This is a genomic window from Agrobacterium sp. CNPSo 2736 (assembly GCF_004005385.1).
Classification (GTDB): domain Bacteria; phylum Pseudomonadota; class Alphaproteobacteria; order Rhizobiales; family Rhizobiaceae; genus Agrobacterium; species Agrobacterium leguminum.
Genome location: NZ_RZTX01000006.1, coordinates 103,485 through 118,960, shown reverse-complemented (window position 1 = coordinate 118,960; position 15,476 = coordinate 103,485). Strand labels below are relative to the sequence as shown.

Sequence of the window (15,476 nt, the reverse complement as noted above, 5' to 3'; positions counted from 1 at the left end):
TCACGCGGAAATCGCCGAGCCTTCCCGCTCGGTCACCACAGCATCGGCGCTGTCTTTTTCTGCGGGCGCCACGCGAGCCCAGCTGTTCCAGCCGAGGCGGGCAGGGGCATCGGACTGGCCGAGGCGGCAAAAGGGAATGTCCTCCTTTTTCAGGATCACCTGCACATCGAAATGCAAGGCGCTTCCGACGAACAGGCGTGTCAGCGAAAATATCTCCGCAAGCCGCTTCGATCCGGGCGTCAGGGCGAGATAGTCCGCATAGGCGACGGGACCGATCACGATCCGGAAGCCGCCGCTCATATCTTCGACAGCGCTTCCCGCCGTCGTGTTCTGTCCGAGCCTCAGACCGGATGCCTGTCCGAGCTGGCTTTGTTCGTGAAGCGGCAAAGCCACCCATCGCCGGCGAAACTGTTCGACATTCACCGGAAGTCCCGTGAATTCGCAAAGCATGGAAGTCAGGGCCGAAACATTGCGGTTGCGGCCGGCCAGAAGACCGCTGAACCGCAGGAGCGCATCTTCGCTCACGCCTGCCTTTTCCACCAGACCGGCTGTGCGGAACCCGGTGAGTGCAAGCAGGGTTTTGCGAAAACCGTTCTCCCTCTGCTCGGCCGACCAGCGCAATCCCCTTGCGAGGCGGTATTTTTCCGTTGCGGATACGAACAGTTCGCTGAACCTTGCCGCGAACAGATTGAAGAAGCTTGCCAGCGCGCCGGAGCGATTGCGCTCTTCCCGCTGCAGCAATTCGCCATAGGCCGGCGGCAGCGAACCGAGCGGCCCGACAATGGGCGCGAAGGCGGATTTCAGTTCGGCCTGGCCGTGTTTGCGGTTGAAGCCGCTGATCGCCAGCGGGGTCGGCTGTGTTCCGCCATGAGCGCCGACGACAATCCCGTCATCCGCCGAAACGAGCTGGGCGACGCGAAACGCGGTGGCGGGCTCAAAACGGCCGGGATCGTCGCTGAGAAGCGCCGCCTGCCGGTCTTTCATGGTTGGCGTCTGCTGTTCCATCCCGGTCTCCTAGAGCAGCGGCCGGTCGGCCGCGCGGGCAGGCCAGCGGGCAATCGGTTTGGAGTGGCCGCGCATCGTCGCCGTCAGCCGTGTGAAACTGTTGATTGAGGTGTAGAGCCCGAAGAAATGATTGAGGACATTGGCGAAAACAAATGCGGCCGGTCGCGCGATCAGCGCGGGATCGAATTCCACGGTGATATCCGTTCCCGGCACCATGGCCGAGCCGATCCGGGCATGGGAATTCTGCGCCTCGACATTGCTGATCGCCTCCACGAGCTGCCGGGTCTCCGGGCTGTCCCTGAAGGAATAGAGCGACAGAATGTCCTTCAGCGGGGCGCCGCCGCTGTCGGTGAGGGAGAGGTGGTTGAGGAGGAGATGCGAAATCAGCCGCCATTCACGCGCCGAGCGCTCGTTGACGCGGATCGCCGCCGTCGGCGGCATCAGCGCATGGATGGATTTTATAGCCTCGTTGCCGGTCGAAAGCTGCAGGAAGGGGTGGCCGCCGCCAAAGGGAAGCTGGCTTGGCAGCTCGCGATTGATGCACAGCGTATCGATGCTTGCCACCATGTCGAGCGGTCCCAGCGGTCCGCGCTTCTGATCCACGAAGGCGATGTCCGTATCGGAAGAACCGTCGTCATCGAAACGGCGCTGTATCTGCCAGAAAACGTTTGCACCGTTGTTGCGCTGGGTGCGGCCGAAGAACGGGGAGGTCTTTTCGGTCTGCCCGGAACGGCTGGTCAGTTGAACGTTTTCGACGGCATAGATTTCGCGGGTCCGCTGCCGCCGCGCATCCGGCAGCAGGCGGTATTCCGTGCGCGTGCCATCGAGGCTGAGCGGTTCGCAGCTTTGCTTGAACAGGTTGATGACCGGCGAGGCGTTCAGCACGAAATCCCGGACCGATACCATGCGCTCAAGCTGCGTGTCCGCCGCGTCCAGATAGATGTAAAGTTCGCAGTCGCCGCCGCTCCATTTGTGCAGCCCGTCGATATCGAGAAAGAGAAATTTCTGCGGCAGCGCGAAGAATTCAGTGAGAAGCCGGTATCCGTCAAAGCTGTTAGCCGGATAGGGCAACATGGCCTGATCGCGCGTGTAGCCGGATGGCGTGAGATTGCCGGCGGGCAGGAAAACGGCTTCCTTGTCCTCGGCGTGCCGCGCAAGCGCCATGCCCACGCAGTGGTTGCTCAAAAGCTCGTAAAGCGCCGTGGCCTGCTGCCAGGCGGCTGACAGAAAAATCTGAAGTTTCGTCAGGCCCATTTCCGGGAAAGTGCCGCCGCGCGGCGCCGTGCTGCGCAGCGAAAGCCGCAGGCAGCTGGCGGCGCCGGCAAACGAGGCCGAAAAAGGCGCGTCGATCGGCTGGCCGGAAAGCGTTGCGGCTGCGATTTGCAGCGGCGCGATCTCCACCGCCTGCGTGGTGCGAAAACGGCAGCTTTCACCGCCCACCGGCTCCGCAAGGATTTCGCTGTGCCGTGGAAGCGTCTGCACGGTTGCGAGCGCCGTGCTCGGGGTGAACTGAACCACGCTCATGGACGGGATCGGCGCAAGATAATGCGGGTAGAGCGTTTCCAAGAGGCTGTCCGACAGTTCCGGAAACTCGTCGTCCAGTTTCTGGCGCACACGGGCGGCGGAATAGGCGAAGCTCTGGATCAGTCGCTCGACATGCGGATCGTCGGCCACATCGCCCGTCATGCGCAGCCTGCCGGCAATCTTTGGAAACGCCGCCGCAAAACGCGATGCGCGCTTTCTCAGGGCGAAGAGTTCGTCATTGTATTTTTCGAGGAAGCCGTCAGCCATTCGTCGCCTCCACCAGGAAACGCTGTGTGGACGGATCGATCCGGGACTCAAAGCTGATCGGCGGCATGCCTTCCTGAAGCCGGAAACTTGCCTGTATGCGCATGCGAAGCGCCCGGTCGCCATCCGTGCGGTTTTTCAGGATCGTCACATGCACATCGCCAAGGCGGGTTTCGAACAGGGAAATCCGCCGCTCGATGCTGCGTGCGAGCCGCGCCTTGGAGGCATCCGTCACCAGATTGGCCGAAAGAATGCCGTCCACGCCATAGCTCACCAGCGCGTCGGACAGTTCCTTCAGCGCCGCCGGCGGGCCGGCGGGGTTACGGCGGGTATTGAGCAATGCCTCGAGATCGCGGCGGATCACCTCGCGCATCTCGCGTGCCTGATCCTTCAGGCTGACGAGCATATCCGTTTCCGCATCCGGCGCGTCATCGAGCAGCCGGTCCAGAACGGAGCGCGACAGCGTTCTCTGCCGTGCGCGATATTGCTCCAGCGGATCAACCACGGGCAATCTGCCTTTCATCGTCGGAGGCGGCGGAAAGGGAGCCGATCTCGTGGAACGGCACCACATCGTCGCCAATCAGCAGGCAGCGCTGGCCTTGCCCGGTTGCCAGAGGCTGGTCATCCTCGCTCCATCGGGTTTCCCGGCCGAGGAGAAGGCCGACATCGTCCTTCGCGCCGTGATAAATGGCCGGAAGCAGCACGGATGCGACCGCGCCGTCGCGCAACGTCAGCTCAGCCCCGCGAAAAGCGAGGTCGCGCGGGCGGCTCATCGGGTCGATGGCGAGGCTTTCTATGCGACCGTAATCGATCCAGAGGTAGCGGCCGCCATTGGTCAGCACCTCTAGCGCATGCGGAATCCGGTCGTCCAGGTCGCGAATATCGCCGGCGCTCTTGCCGTTGCGGCCGATCGGCACATCGCCGCGTTTATCATCGAGTTCAGCCAGTGCGGTTCTGGCGGCATCCGCATCGCCGCTGCGCGCGGCGATATTCGCCCGGATGGCCAGCTGATCGAGTTCGGACGGACCGCCGGGGAAATCCGGCACCGCGCCGGTTTCGAACCACGCATTGCGTGCGGCCATGGCGCGCAGCTGGTGGCGAAAGAGAGAAAAACCGACGCTTTCCTGCGGCGAAAATGTTGCGGCAAGATTGCATTGCGCATCGGCCTTCTCATAGTCGCCGGCAAGGACTAGCAGGTCGATGTAGAAATGGCGTCCATCCTTGTCGGTTGGCTTCGTCTTGACGTGTTCGCGCGCAAGATTGATCGCGTCCTGCAGCCGGTCATCGTCGAGAAGGCGGGAGATATCGTCGCGCAGCGTCATGCGGGTATCCTTTGCGGCTCGGCCGGAGACCGGGATGCGGCGGCGGGCGGCATCATGGTTTCGGCAATGAGGTGGAAGCTCGTGGAGACGTCATCGAGCTGGAAATGCGGCTGAAGGCGCACGGTGCAGGAGAATGTTCCGGGCTTGCCGGGAACCTCGAAGACGTTGATCCCGGCAGAACGCAGCGGGTAGCGCGTGCGCAGCGCCGCTTCCGCATCGTCATTGCCGAGCGTGTAGGAGGAAAGCCAGCCTTCCAGCTTGCGCTCTATCGTCGAGGCATCGCTCAGCTGGCCGATATCGTCGCGCATGATGACCTTGAGATAATGCGAGAACCGGGAGGCGCACAGCACATATTGCAGCATGGCCGCGAGGCGGGCGTTCTGTCTTGCCGCTTCGCTGGAATAATGGCCGGGTGCATGCAGGGACTGGTTGGCGTTGAAGATCGCCATGCCGGAGAGATAGGTGGTGGAGACGGGCACGATGCCGAGATCGGAAAATTGCTGCTCCTGTCCGGTCGTCAGCTGCACCTCGACAGGCGGCTGCGCGGAAAGGCCGTTGCTTTCGATGCCGAGATCGAGCGGCGGCAATTGCCGGGAAGAGAGCATGCCGCCATCCACGGCATCCTGCGTCACACCGCGCAGATCCGCAAACCAGCCGGAATCGACGAAATTGCGCACCACCACGGTTGCAAAGGCGAAGGCGGCATTGCCCCACAACAGGGTCTCGCCGCTTTCCGCCACATGCTCGCGGAATGGAAATCCGTCATCGCGCCCCCGCGCATAGGGCCTGTAGGGCGAGCGCAGCAAAACGCGCGGCGCGACAAGGCCGACGAAGCGGGAATCGTCGCGTGCACGCAGCGCATTCCACCGCAGCCGCGATTTATCCTGCTTCAGCGAGGAAAAGTCGTGAACCCGGCTGAGTTCGGCGAAGTCCTGCAGGCCGACGGCGGAAGGTGCTGCCGCCGCGACGAAGGGGCAGAAGGCGGCCGCAGCCACCATGCCGATCTGCGACAGCGTGGTGATGGAATCGGCGCCCTGAAGATCATCGGGGGAAAAGGCGTAGTCGCCGATCAGCAGGCCGACCGGCTCGCCGCCCGGCATGCCGAATTCGCGGTTATAGACGACTTCGAAAAGGTGGCTCTGGTCGAAGTCGGTGGCGCGTTCGGTGTTGCGGGCAAGATCGCGCCAGCTGGCGTTCAGCAGCTTCACCTTGACGTCTGCGCCGCGGCCAGCCTCGCGAACGACCATGGCAAGCCCGCGCCATCTCGCTTCCATCGCCTGAAAATCAGGGTGGTGGAGAATGGCGTTCACCTGGCCGGTCAGCGCATCGTCGATGAGGGCGATGAGCTGGTCGGCGAAAATGCGGGCGTCCGGAAAGGACTGATACGCCATGAGCGGGCTCCGGGTGACGAACGGGGCCGGGGTGGCGGACCACCCCGGTCCGGGTTCAGTTCTTGGACGGAATACGGGCGACCATGCGCAGCGAGGTCGTCAGTTCTTCCATCTGCAACCAGGGCCGCATCCATGCGACCGCATTGTAGGCGCCGGGTTTGCCCGGCACTTCCTGCACGGTCACCTTGGCATCGCGCAGCGGATATTTCGCCCGGCTTTCCTCGCCCGCCTCGTCATTGGCGTTGACGTAGTTGGCGATCCAGCGGTTGAGCCAGACTTCGCAATCGGACGCCTCCATGAAGGAGCCGATCTTGTCGCGGCCCATCACCTTGAGGTAATGCGCGAAGCGGGACGTGGCCATGATATAGGGCAGGCGGGCCGAAACGGCGGCGTTGGCCGTGGCTTCCGGCTTGTCGTAAAGCTTCGGCTTGTGCGCGGTCTGGGCGCCGAAGAACACCGCATAATCCGTGTTCTTGTAGTGGCAGAGCGGCAGGAAGCCGAGCTTGCCGAGTTCAGCGTCGCGGCGGTCGGTAATGCCCACTTCCGTCGGGCATTTCAGATCGAGATCGCCGTCATCGCTGGAGAAGACGTGCATGGGCAGATTTTCCACCCGGCCGCCATTTTCCGCACCACGGATTGCCGTGCACCAGCCGCTCTTTGCAAAAGCGTCGGTCAGCTTCGTTCCCATGACATAGGCGGCGTTCATCCAGCAATATTCGTCATGCTGCAGGTCGCCATTCACCGCACCCCTGGTTTCGTCATAGGCGAAATCGTCAATCGGGTTGGTTTTCGGGCCATAGGGCATGCGCGCCAGCACACGCGGCAAAGCGAGCGTCACGAAACGGGAATCGTCGCTTTCGCGGAAGCTGCGCCACTTGGCATATTCCACCGTGTCGAAAATCTTCTCGAGATCGCGTGGACGGGCGAGATCGCGATAGTCCTCGAAACCGAACATGTGCGGGCTTGCCGCCGAGATGAACGGTGCGAAAGCCGCCGCCGCAATCGATGAGACGCCCTGCAGCAGCTGCACGTCATCGAAGGAATTGTCGAATTCGTAATCGCCGATGATCGCGCCGAGCGGCTCGCCGCCGGGGGTGCCGAATTCGTCTTCGTAGATCGCCTTGAAGAGGCGCGACTGATCGAATTCCACGGCCTTTTCCAGATCGCGCGCCAGTTCCCGCTTGCCGGCGTTCATGACGCGGATCTTCAGGTTGACGCTCGTTTCGGAATTCTTGACGAGATAGTTGAGCCCGCGCCAGGTGCCTTCGAGCTTGGCGAATTCCGGCGCCTGCATGATGGCGGCGAGCTGTTCGGAAATCGTCCGGTCCAGTTCGGCAATGGCGTGGTTGAGGGTGACGGTGAGGTTGCGGTCGTATTTGACCGTTCCCTTCAGCGCCTGGTCTGTCAGCGTGCGCAGAAGATTTTGCGCGCGGTCCGGTTCGGTCTGGCGGGTTGCGGCAACCACCTTGGACAGCAGTCCCTGATCTTCGGCGGTCGTTGCCTGTGCTTCGTTTTTCAGCAGGCTTTCAGCGCTCATGTTTCAGTCCTTCCACATGCGGCTTTGAAAAAATGCCGCTTGAACAGTTGAAGCCCCGCAGTCGGGGCCGTTCGGGGAGGTTTTCCTCCGCACAGGCGATTATTTGCTCGCGCCGTTCTTTTCCTTGAGTTCGGAAACCAGCGTTGCGAGATCGGTCTTGTTCTGCAGAATATCTTCCAGCATCCGTTCCAGATCTTCCGAACGGTCGGCCTTGGAAAGCAGGTCGCGCAGCTCGTTGCGGGCGTCCAGAAGCGCCTTGAGGGCAGGAACCTGCTGCACGACGGCGCCGGGTTCGAAATCGTCCATGCTTTCGAACTTCAGGTTGACCTGCATGTCCGTGCCGTCTTTCTGCAGCGTGTTGGCAACGGCAATGTTGAGGCCAGGGGTCATGCGGCGCATCACCTCATCGAAATTGTCGCGGTCGATCTGAACGAACTTGCGCTCGCCGAACGGCTTCAGCGGCTGGGTCGGATTGCCCGAGAAATCGCCGAGAACGCCGACGACGAAGGGCAGTTCCTTGACCACCATCGCGCCTTCGGTTTCGACTTCATATTTGATGTGGACGCGGGGCTTGCGAACCCGTTCCAGCTTTTCGTGTACACTTGCCATTTCAACCTCCTTGATGCCCCTTGGCATGGCTGACTGTGAGGGGACGGGGTTTCCGTCCCTTGCCTCGTTATTTTCCGTTGTTGTCTCCGCCGGGTTTGATCCCGGCGGCCGTCAGAACTGCATTGCGGGCCTGTGCTTCGGGCAGAAGCTCCGCCAGCAGTTCGGAAAAATCCATGCGCCCCCTGCGAACCAGCGTTTCGATGGAGAGCGAGATCGGCGAATGCGGTTCGGTCCGGCGAAAGTAACGCGCAACCGAAAGAAGAGTTTCAAACGCTTCATCGCGTGAAGATATGCCTTCCGGTGACGTCGTGGGTGTTCGTACGGCCGGTTGCCCGTTGTCGTTCGTTCCAGGAATTGCGGCTACCGTCTGCTCGACCGGTGCCGGCTCCAGCTCGCGCCCACCCAGCGTGCGAATGGCCGCAGCAGCTTCGATGAGCGTGTTGCGGATGTTGGAGCTGGGCGGTGCGGACTGGCCGCAGCGTTCGGAAAGAACCGCCATGATGGCGTCGAAGCTGGAGAGGCAGGCGTTTACCTCGGCCAGATGGGAAGACATGGCGGCAACGCCCGCTTCCGATGCCAGCCGATACAGTTCTTCGCGCCGTTTGCTCTCGTTGGGTCGCTGCGCCAGCTGGAAATCCCAGAGGCTGTGCTCTCCAAATTTCCCTCCGGGGATCAGCGGCGCAAGCCGAAGCGGCTGCACAAGCGTTCCCTCGGTGCCGATGCCGTTCAATCCCGCAAAAGGTGCAAATTTTTCCTCATCATTATCATCGCTGATGGAGCGTAATGAGTCCCAGTGGTTGTAAAAAAGATCGCCACAAAGCTCATAGATTTCTCGCAGTCCAGGAAAGCCGCGCAGCCGCAGGCTTGCTTCGGCAAGCCACGCCAATATTTCTATGTCCTTGCTTTCGGAATATATAATCTGCAATCCAAGATTGCTGACATTGTCCCAGCTACTGGAGATCTTTAAGTTATCCTGTGGGGACGCGGCACGCTCTTCTGTGCGTGCCTGGTTTCTTTCATCCTTAATTCTATAGTATATTTCACGCGTTCTTGAATCGATGCGGATGTTTTCTCCGCAATCTTCAAAAAATTCTATATCTCTTTTAACATGCGGCGCGTTCAAGAGCAGTCTATCCCCAGAAAATAGTAATGGATTTTTTGCATTTACTTCCCTTACGTAAGGCTATTCCTCAGACAGACTTATTCAAAATGTGTCTAAATTGTGGCGTCTACTGCCTAATCTAACCCGATAAAAAATAAACTTCGGGGTGGACAACCCGGTTTCATCATCATAGTTATTCCACGTCACGTTGTGGAATGAACCCGGGCAGGAGGCTCATTGCATGTCGCATATCGATCTCAATCGCCTCGTTGAAGCGCTTGAGCCTGACCTGCGCGTCACCCTTGAAGCTGCGGCTTCTGTTGCGGTGCGTATGGGGCACAGGTACGTGGATATCCCGCATTGGCTGCTGGCGGTTGTAGATGCCGGCATCTATGCGAAAACATTCGAAGAATTAAAAATTCCACTTCCGGTATTGCAGGCGGAAATCGGCCGCAGCCTGGAAGAAGCCGTTATCGGCGATGGAGAGGCCTTGTCGCTCTCCCAGAACATTCTGACGGCAGGCCGCGAGGCATGGGTTCTCGCGTCGCTGGAGGCCGGGCGCGACCGCGTGACGCTTTGCGACCTGCTTCTGGCGATGGACGAGGAAACCTCGCTGCGCTCTTTCGTCCGCTCGGCATTTCCGTCGCTGAAGGCGATGGATCGCGCGGCACTCGAACGCCTTCGCAGTTCGGTTGAAGACAGCAACGGAAGAGCGGTTCCTTCCGCGACGGCGGGTGCTGCGCCGGCCGCGGGCCAGAACGATTTTCTGCGCCTTTACACGCAGGACATGACCGCCGACGCCCGGAACGGCAAGGTCGATCCGGTGATCGGGCGCGATGATGAACTGCGCCAACTCGTTGATATTCTTACGCGCCGTCGTCAGAACAATCCCATTCTGGTGGGTGAGGCCGGTGTCGGCAAAACGGCGGTCGCCGAAGCGCTGGCGCTGGAAATCGCTTCCGGGAATGTGCCGGAAAAATTGCGCAACGTCCGCCTGCTGAACCTCGATATTTCGCTGCTGCAGGCCGGCGCCGGCGTGAAGGGTGAGTTCGAGCGCCGTCTTCATGGCGTGATCGATGCGGTAAAACGCTCGGCCGAGCCGGTCATCCTGTTCATCGACGAGGCGCACGGGCTTGTCGGCGCAGGCGGTGCGGCCGGACAGGGCGATGCGGCCAATATTCTCAAGCCCGCTCTTGCGCGCGGCGAAGTGCGCACCGTCGCGGCCACGACCTGGAGCGAATACAAGAAATATTTCGAAAAGGATGCGGCGCTGACGCGTCGTTTCCAGCCCGTGCATGTGCGCGAGCCGGATGAGACGACTGCGATCCGTATGTTGCGCGGCGTCGCCGATAGCTTTGTCAGCCATCATAACGTTATCGTTCGTGACGAGGCGATTGTGGCGGCGGTGCAATTATCGGCGCGTTACATGCCGGCGCGGCAATTGCCGGACAAGGCCGTCAGCCTTCTCGATACGGCCGCGGCCGCCGTTTCGCTGGCGCGGCAGACCCTGCCGGAACGGCTGCGCGCCATGGAAAGCGAGCGGCGTCTTCTGACCGATGAGTTGAACTGGCTTCTGCGTGAACCGCAGGATGACGAGATGCAAAGCCGTATCCAGTCGATACGCGACGAAGTCGAGAAGGTCGAGAGCGGGATCGACGACCTGCGCGGCAGTTACGATGCGGAAATGGCTGAACTCGGCGAAGAGCAGCCCGTTGAAACCGGCGCGTCGAATGTGTCGCGCCTGCGGCCTGCGGCTGAGACCAAACCGGCAAATGCCGAAAGACTCGTGCCGACGGTGGTCGATCGTGAAGCGATCGCATCCGTCGTATCGCGCTGGACCGGAATTCCGCTCGGTAAGCTTCTGGCCGACCAGATCGAAAGCGCGCGCACATTGGATGCGCGCATGCGACAGCGGGTCGTGGGGCAGGATGCTGCAATCGGCCGCATTGCCGATGCCATGCGCACCGCCCGTGCCGGATTGTCCGATCCACGCCGCCCGCCCGCCGTGTTCTTCCTCGTCGGCATGTCCGGAACGGGAAAGACCGAGACGGCCCTGTCGCTGGCCGACCTGCTCTATGGCGGCAACAGCCATCTGACGACGATCAACATGTCGGAGTTCAAGGAGGAGCACAAGGTTTCGCTGCTTCTCGGTTCGCCGCCCGGTTATGTCGGTTTCGGCGAAGGCGGCGTGTTGACGGAAGCGGTGCGCCGCCGGCCGTTCGGCGTTCTCCTTCTTGATGAGATCGACAAGGCCCATCCTGGCGTCCAGGATATTTTCTATCAGGTGTTCGACAAGGGTGTGCTTCGCGATGGCGAAGGCCGCGATGTCGATTTCAAGAACACCACGATCTTCATGACGGCCAATACCGGATCAGAGCTGCTGGCCGCGCTTTCCGCCGATCCGGATACGATGCCGGAAGGCGAGGCGCTGGAAGCGCTGCTGATGCCGGAACTGACCAGACAGTTCAAGCCCGCATTCCTCGGGCGCACGATCATCCTGCCCTTCATGCCGCTCGGTGCGGAAGAGCTCGCAAGGATCGTGGATATGCAGATCGGCAAGATCAGGGAGCGTGTTCTCGCAACATACGGCGCCGACCTGACCCTTTCCGATGCCGCGCGCGACGCGTTGGTGGCGCGCGCCGGTGCAAGTGAAATTGGCGCACGCGCCATCGAAATCATGATCGGCAAGGATCTCCTGCCGCCTCTTTCCAGCTTTTTCCTCGAAAAAGTCATCGCGGGAGAACGCGTGGGCAAGATCGTTGTCGATTTTGGTGAAAACAGGTTCGGCATTCGTGCCGAAGCGGCTGGGGAAACAGATGAATTCGCCGCGCCCGAAGAGGGTGGGGTGGATGAAGTTGCCGCGTCGGAAGGGGCTACCCGACGCATGCGGCATTAAACGAAGGGTAACGCGGCCTCGAAGCAAGAGGTCATTTCAGCTACAGGAGCTTACAGCATGCCAATTTATCTGCAGATTGACGGTATCCAGGGCGACGCCACGCATGAGGAACACCGCAAGTGGATGGACATCGAAGCCATTCACTGGAACGTAGCGCGCAACATGAACACGTCTGCCGGTTCTGCTGCAAACCGCGAAGCATCCGAACCGACCATTTCGGAAGTCATTCTGACCAAGGTTAGCGATTCTTCTTCCACCAAGCTTTTCCAGGAAGCCTGCGCCGGCCGCACTGGCAAGCTTGCAACCATCCATCTGGTGACCACGGGCAATCCGGGCAACACCTATATCGAGTATCTGCTGACGAACACACTCATCGCCAGCTACTCGGTGGATTCCAGCGGTGACCGTCCGGTGGAAACCATCAAGCTCAACTTCACCAAGATGGAAGTGAAGTACACGCCGTTCGACGACAACAACTCGCCGCAGTCTCCGATGATCGCCTCTTACGATCTGGCGACGACGAAGGCCGCTTGATAGCGACGCGACCCGGTGCCGGTATTTGCCGGCACCGGAACGTTTTCATTGCAGTTTTGCAGCTCACGTCGTGATGTTTCTCATCCACGCTGGACGAGGCGGGTTTTTCATGCGCTCCCTATATGCGTTTTTTGTTTCCGTGCCGGTTGTTCTGGCTCTGTCCGGTCTTTCGCCGGCGGGTGCCGAGGAACGGACATGGATATTCTCCGGTGCCGAACTCAAGCAGGGCATCGAGGGCAAACTTGCCCCGGAAGTGTCTGATCCGGAAATGCGGCGGCTGGTTTCCGTCGCAAAATCGAGCGCCTATATCGCCGGTGTGGCCGATCTGACAAGCGGATCGGACTGGTGCGGTGCGGGTGCCGTGGCGCCCCATGAACTCACCGACCGGATCTACACCTATCTCGGCGATCTTCCTGCGGAAAAACTGGATGAACAGGCAGCCACTCTCGTGCGGGAGGCGCTCAAGGTCTCCTTTCCCTGTGAGCAGAAAAGTAACTAGTGGGACGAACCATGCGCGTTAACTTTGACACTCTCTATAAGAATTATCCGAGCAGCGACCCGTCGCATCCGAACTATCTCAGCCAGCGTGATCTGTTCACGGAAATCGGCTGGGACGATTTCATCGGCAATCCGAACTATCACAATACCTGCGCCATCCGCGTCAGCATCGCTTTCGTGAAGTCGGGCATCAACATCGTGCCCGCCTCGCACCGCATCCAGAAGGGCCCCTATGCCGGTAAGGGCATAGAGGTGAACATGCGCCGCCTTGCCAGCCTGATGAAGCGGACGAGCTATCTTGGCGAACCCGAACCTTTCACCCCCGCGACGGCGCGCAATGGCATCGGCGCTCGCAACGGTGTCGTGGCGTTCAACAATATCCCCGGCTACACCGGCGGCGGTCACATCGATCTTGTGCGGGGCGGCTCGGAAGCCACCCAGTGCGCTTCGGCCTGCTACTACAATTCGGAAACGATCTGGTTCTGGCCCCTGCAGTCCAGCCGCGGGTCCTGATTAGGAGTATCCCATGAACGACCAGCCTTCGTTTTCCGATTTCGTTCAGGCGAGCCGCGTTCTGAAGGTGTCTTCGCCACTCGGCGAAGATCAGCTTCTGCCGGAGCGCCTGTCCGTCGAGGAGGGCGTATCGCAGCTCTTCGACATTCGCCTGACGGTGCGGGCCAAGAAGGAAGCGGTCAAGCCCGAGGAACTGATCGGACGGCTGGTCGATATCTCCATCGAAATCAGCCAGGGCGAGGGCGATGGCGGCGGTGTTCGCCGCCCCTTCAACGGCCTGGTGACGGAGCTGCATGAGGGCCCGCCGATCACACGCGGCATGCGCTCCTATGCGCTGACGATCCGCCCGCAGATGTGGCTTCTGTCGCGCCGCTCGGATTGCCGCATCTGGATGGACAAGACGGCGGTGGAGGTCGTCGAGACGCTGTTTTCCGAACACGGCATTCCCGCTCCCGATACGTCAGGCATCATTTCTCCGCCGCCTGCACAGCACTACAGCGTCCAGTTTAACGAGACGGACCTCGACTATCTTTTGCGCCGTTTCGAGGAGGACGGCCTGTTCTACTGGTTCAGCCATGAGGATGGTTCCCACAAGCTGCATGTGGCCGATAGCGCCAGCGGCTGGCTTGGGCCGTCGCCGGCCGCGCAAGGGGAGGGGACGGTGCGTCTGGCGCAGGGGTCTTCGGATCGCAACCACATCAACGACTGGGCACGGCGTTTCTCCTATGTCTCGGGCCAGCGTGCGGGCGCCGACTGGAATTTCGAGACGCCGGGCATGGTGCCGGGCACGATGACGCCGTCGCTGGTGCAGATGCCGGATGCGACGAAGCGCGAGCTTTACGAATATCCGGCCCGCATCAAGACGGTGGAAGAGGCCGAGCGGGCGCAGAAACTGCGCACCCAGTCCATCGAAGCCGATCACGACCGGGTTTTCGGTTCGTCCACCTCGCGCATTCTGGAGGCCGGCCGCCGCTTCACGCCTTACGAGGTTGCCCATCCCGAACACGCCTATGAAGAGCATGTGATCATCAGGGCAAGCCACAATATCGTCGACCTCTCCTATGAGACCAATGGCAACGAGCCGGAATATCGCAATCACTTCGAGGCGATCCCCGCCCGTGTGCCGCTGACGCCGCACCGGTCGACAAAACGCCCGCGCATCGAAGGCACGCAGGTGGCGATCGTCGCCGGCCCCGAGGGCGAGGAAATCCATCCGGATCAATATGGCCGCATCAAGCTGTGGTTCCCGTGGGATCGCAAGGCGAAGAAGGATGGCACGGATACGTGCTGGGTGCGGGTCAGCCAGGCATGGGGCGGCGGCACATGGGGTGCGCAGGTCATTCCGCGCATCGGCATGGAAGTGATGGTCGCTTTTGTCGATGGCGACCCGGACAAGCCGCTGGTCATCGGCGTGGTCAACAATCCGGCCAATTCCGTGCCCTATGACCTGCCGGCCAACAAGACGCGGATGGTGCTGCGCTCGAACAGCCACAAGGGCGACGGTTTCAACGAAATCACTTTCGAGGATGAGGCCGGCAAGGAGAACCAGTTCTTCCACGCCCAGAAGGACCAGACGACGCGGGTCTTGAATGACCGGACCAAGCGCATCGACCGGCATGAGGTTGCCTCGGTTGGCGGCAACCGCGCGGTGGAAGTTTCCGGCAACCAGAAACACGAGATCGGCGGCTCGGTAAACACCGTCGTCGGCGGCACGGGGCCGATGGCGATGATGGCCATGGCCGGCGTGCAGGCGCTCTCCGGTCAGACGGCGGGGCTGCTTTCGCAGGCCGCCCAGATCGCCGGCGGCGGTGGCCCGGGCGTTGCGGCCTTCGCCACCACGCTCGCCTCATCAGCACTCGGCTTCCTCGGCGCAGGCGGTCTTTCCTCGCGTGAGGGCGTCGTTTCCGGCCCGAGCCCGCGTGCGGATGCGGGCACGGCGCTTGCCGGCTCCGGCTCGGGCGTGGGTTCCGATGCTTCGGGATTGTTTCCGCTGCCGGGCATCATGAACACGATCGTCGGGGCGTTTCAGTCTACATCCGTCGGTGTGGCGCAGGCTGAACAGATCGGGGTGAGCAAGGTTACGAATGTAGGCCAGACGTCGCTGGAGAGCGTCGGAAAGTTTAAGAAGATTGCAGTCGGTGAAGAGTTCGTCATCGAATGCGGCGATTCCAAATTCATCATGAAGGCGAATGGCGAGGTCATCATTCTTGGCAAGACCTTCAACTTCGTGGCGACGGATCATTTTCAGCTTCGCGGCAAGCCGATCGATCTGAACTGACGG

13 protein-coding genes are annotated in these 15,476 nt (G+C 61.1%); 5 read left to right on the top strand and 8 right to left on the bottom strand.

Features of this window, described 5'->3' with window-relative positions; genetic code table 11:
- The 8 genes from tssG to tssA all read right to left on the bottom strand — a co-directional run bounded on the left by tssG (position 1) and on the right by tssA (position 8,775).
- Entirely contained in the window at positions 1 to 1,005 is a 1,005-nt protein-coding gene (gene tssG, locus EM858_RS12530) for a type VI secretion system baseplate subunit TssG (protein WP_080820396.1), read from the bottom strand.
- Between the two features lie 9 nt (positions 1,006 to 1,014).
- Entirely contained in the window at positions 1,015 to 2,796 is a 1,782-nt protein-coding gene (gene tssF / locus EM858_RS12525; RefSeq protein WP_080820398.1) for a type VI secretion system baseplate subunit TssF, read from the bottom strand.
- The gene (tssE, locus tag EM858_RS12520; RefSeq protein WP_080821059.1) at positions 2,789 to 3,298 is read right to left on the bottom strand and encodes a type VI secretion system baseplate subunit TssE; all 510 of its coding nucleotides are present in this window, start codon (positions 3,296 to 3,298) and stop codon (positions 2,789 to 2,791) included. Before tssE ends, tssF begins: the two co-directional genes overlap by 8 nt.
- Positions 3,291 to 4,115, bottom strand: coding sequence for a type VI secretion system accessory protein TagJ (locus tag EM858_RS12515; RefSeq protein ID WP_080820400.1), 825 nt, complete (start codon positions 4,113 to 4,115; stop codon positions 3,291 to 3,293). Before EM858_RS12515 ends, tssE begins: the two co-directional genes overlap by 8 nt.
- Positions 4,112 to 5,506: a type VI secretion system contractile sheath large subunit gene (tssC, locus tag EM858_RS12510; protein ID WP_080820402.1), complete on the bottom strand. Its 1,395-nt coding sequence runs from the start codon at positions 5,504 to 5,506 to the stop codon at positions 4,112 to 4,114. Before tssC (EM858_RS12510) ends, EM858_RS12515 begins: the two co-directional genes overlap by 4 nt.
- 55 nt (positions 5,507 to 5,561) lie before the next feature.
- Complete coding sequence (tssC, locus tag EM858_RS12505; RefSeq protein WP_035263814.1) at positions 5,562 to 7,043, bottom strand: type VI secretion system contractile sheath large subunit; 1,482 nt, start codon at positions 7,041 to 7,043, stop codon at positions 5,562 to 5,564.
- 99 nt (positions 7,044 to 7,142) lie between these two features.
- Positions 7,143 to 7,652 carry a type VI secretion system contractile sheath small subunit gene (gene tssB, locus EM858_RS12500; protein WP_035263819.1) on the bottom strand — a complete coding sequence of 170 codons (510 nt, stop codon included), beginning with the start codon at positions 7,650 to 7,652 and terminating at the stop codon, positions 7,143 to 7,145.
- A 67-nt stretch (positions 7,653 to 7,719) separates the two neighbouring features.
- Positions 7,720 to 8,775, bottom strand: a complete 1,056-nt coding sequence (gene tssA / locus EM858_RS12495) for a type VI secretion system protein TssA (protein WP_127756869.1) — start codon at positions 8,773 to 8,775, stop codon at positions 7,720 to 7,722.
- A gap of 220 nt (positions 8,776 to 8,995) precedes the next feature.
- On the opposite strand from tssA, the gene tssH reads away from it, so the two are divergent.
- From tssH to tssI, 5 genes are all read left to right on the top strand, one after another.
- The gene (tssH, locus tag EM858_RS12490) at positions 8,996 to 11,650 is read left to right on the top strand and encodes a type VI secretion system ATPase TssH (RefSeq protein WP_127756868.1); all 2,655 of its coding nucleotides are present in this window, start codon (positions 8,996 to 8,998) and stop codon (positions 11,648 to 11,650) included.
- 57 nt (positions 11,651 to 11,707) lie between these two features.
- Positions 11,708 to 12,184 carry an Hcp family type VI secretion system effector gene (locus tag EM858_RS12485; RefSeq protein ID WP_003504561.1) on the top strand — a complete coding sequence of 159 codons (477 nt, stop codon included), beginning with the start codon at positions 11,708 to 11,710 and terminating at the stop codon, positions 12,182 to 12,184.
- A gap of 109 nt (positions 12,185 to 12,293) precedes the next feature.
- The gene (locus tag EM858_RS12480) at positions 12,294 to 12,683 is read left to right on the top strand and encodes a Rap1a/Tai family immunity protein (RefSeq protein WP_127756867.1); all 390 of its coding nucleotides are present in this window, start codon (positions 12,294 to 12,296) and stop codon (positions 12,681 to 12,683) included.
- An 11-nt stretch (positions 12,684 to 12,694) separates the two neighbouring features.
- Entirely contained in the window at positions 12,695 to 13,195 is a 501-nt protein-coding gene (locus EM858_RS12475; RefSeq protein WP_059761067.1) for a type VI secretion system amidase effector protein Tae4, read from the top strand.
- A gap of 13 nt (positions 13,196 to 13,208) precedes the next feature.
- A complete protein-coding gene (gene tssI, locus EM858_RS12470; RefSeq protein WP_127756866.1) occupies positions 13,209 to 15,473 on the top strand; it encodes a type VI secretion system tip protein TssI/VgrG in 2,265 nt (754 codons plus the stop codon).
- Positions 15,474 to 15,476 lie beyond the last annotated feature (3 nt).

Bases quoted from the DNA above. Each gene is read 5' to 3' on its own strand.
- tssG (WP_080820396.1), bottom strand. From the start codon at position 1,005: ATGGAACAGCAGACGCCAACCATGAAAGACCGGCAGGCGGCGCTTCTC.
- tssF (WP_080820398.1), bottom strand. From the start codon at position 2,796: ATGGCTGACGGCTTCCTCGAAAAATACAATGACGAACTCTTCGCCCTG.
- EM858_RS12515 (WP_080820400.1), bottom strand. From the start codon at position 4,115: ATGACGCTGCGCGACGATATCTCCCGCCTTCTCGACGATGACCGGCTG.
- tssC (WP_080820402.1), bottom strand. From the start codon at position 5,506: ATGGCGTATCAGTCCTTTCCGGACGCCCGCATTTTCGCCGACCAGCTC.
- tssC (WP_035263814.1), bottom strand. From the start codon at position 7,043: ATGAGCGCTGAAAGCCTGCTGAAAAACGAAGCACAGGCAACGACCGCC.
- tssB (WP_035263819.1), bottom strand. From the start codon at position 7,652: ATGGCAAGTGTACACGAAAAGCTGGAACGGGTTCGCAAGCCCCGCGTC.
- tssH (WP_127756868.1), top strand. From the start codon at position 8,996: ATGTCGCATATCGATCTCAATCGCCTCGTTGAAGCGCTTGAGCCTGAC.
- EM858_RS12485 (WP_003504561.1), top strand. From the start codon at position 11,708: ATGCCAATTTATCTGCAGATTGACGGTATCCAGGGCGACGCCACGCAT.
- EM858_RS12480 (WP_127756867.1), top strand. From the start codon at position 12,294: ATGCGCTCCCTATATGCGTTTTTTGTTTCCGTGCCGGTTGTTCTGGCT.
- EM858_RS12475 (WP_059761067.1), top strand. From the start codon at position 12,695: ATGCGCGTTAACTTTGACACTCTCTATAAGAATTATCCGAGCAGCGAC.
- tssI (WP_127756866.1), top strand. From the start codon at position 13,209: ATGAACGACCAGCCTTCGTTTTCCGATTTCGTTCAGGCGAGCCGCGTT.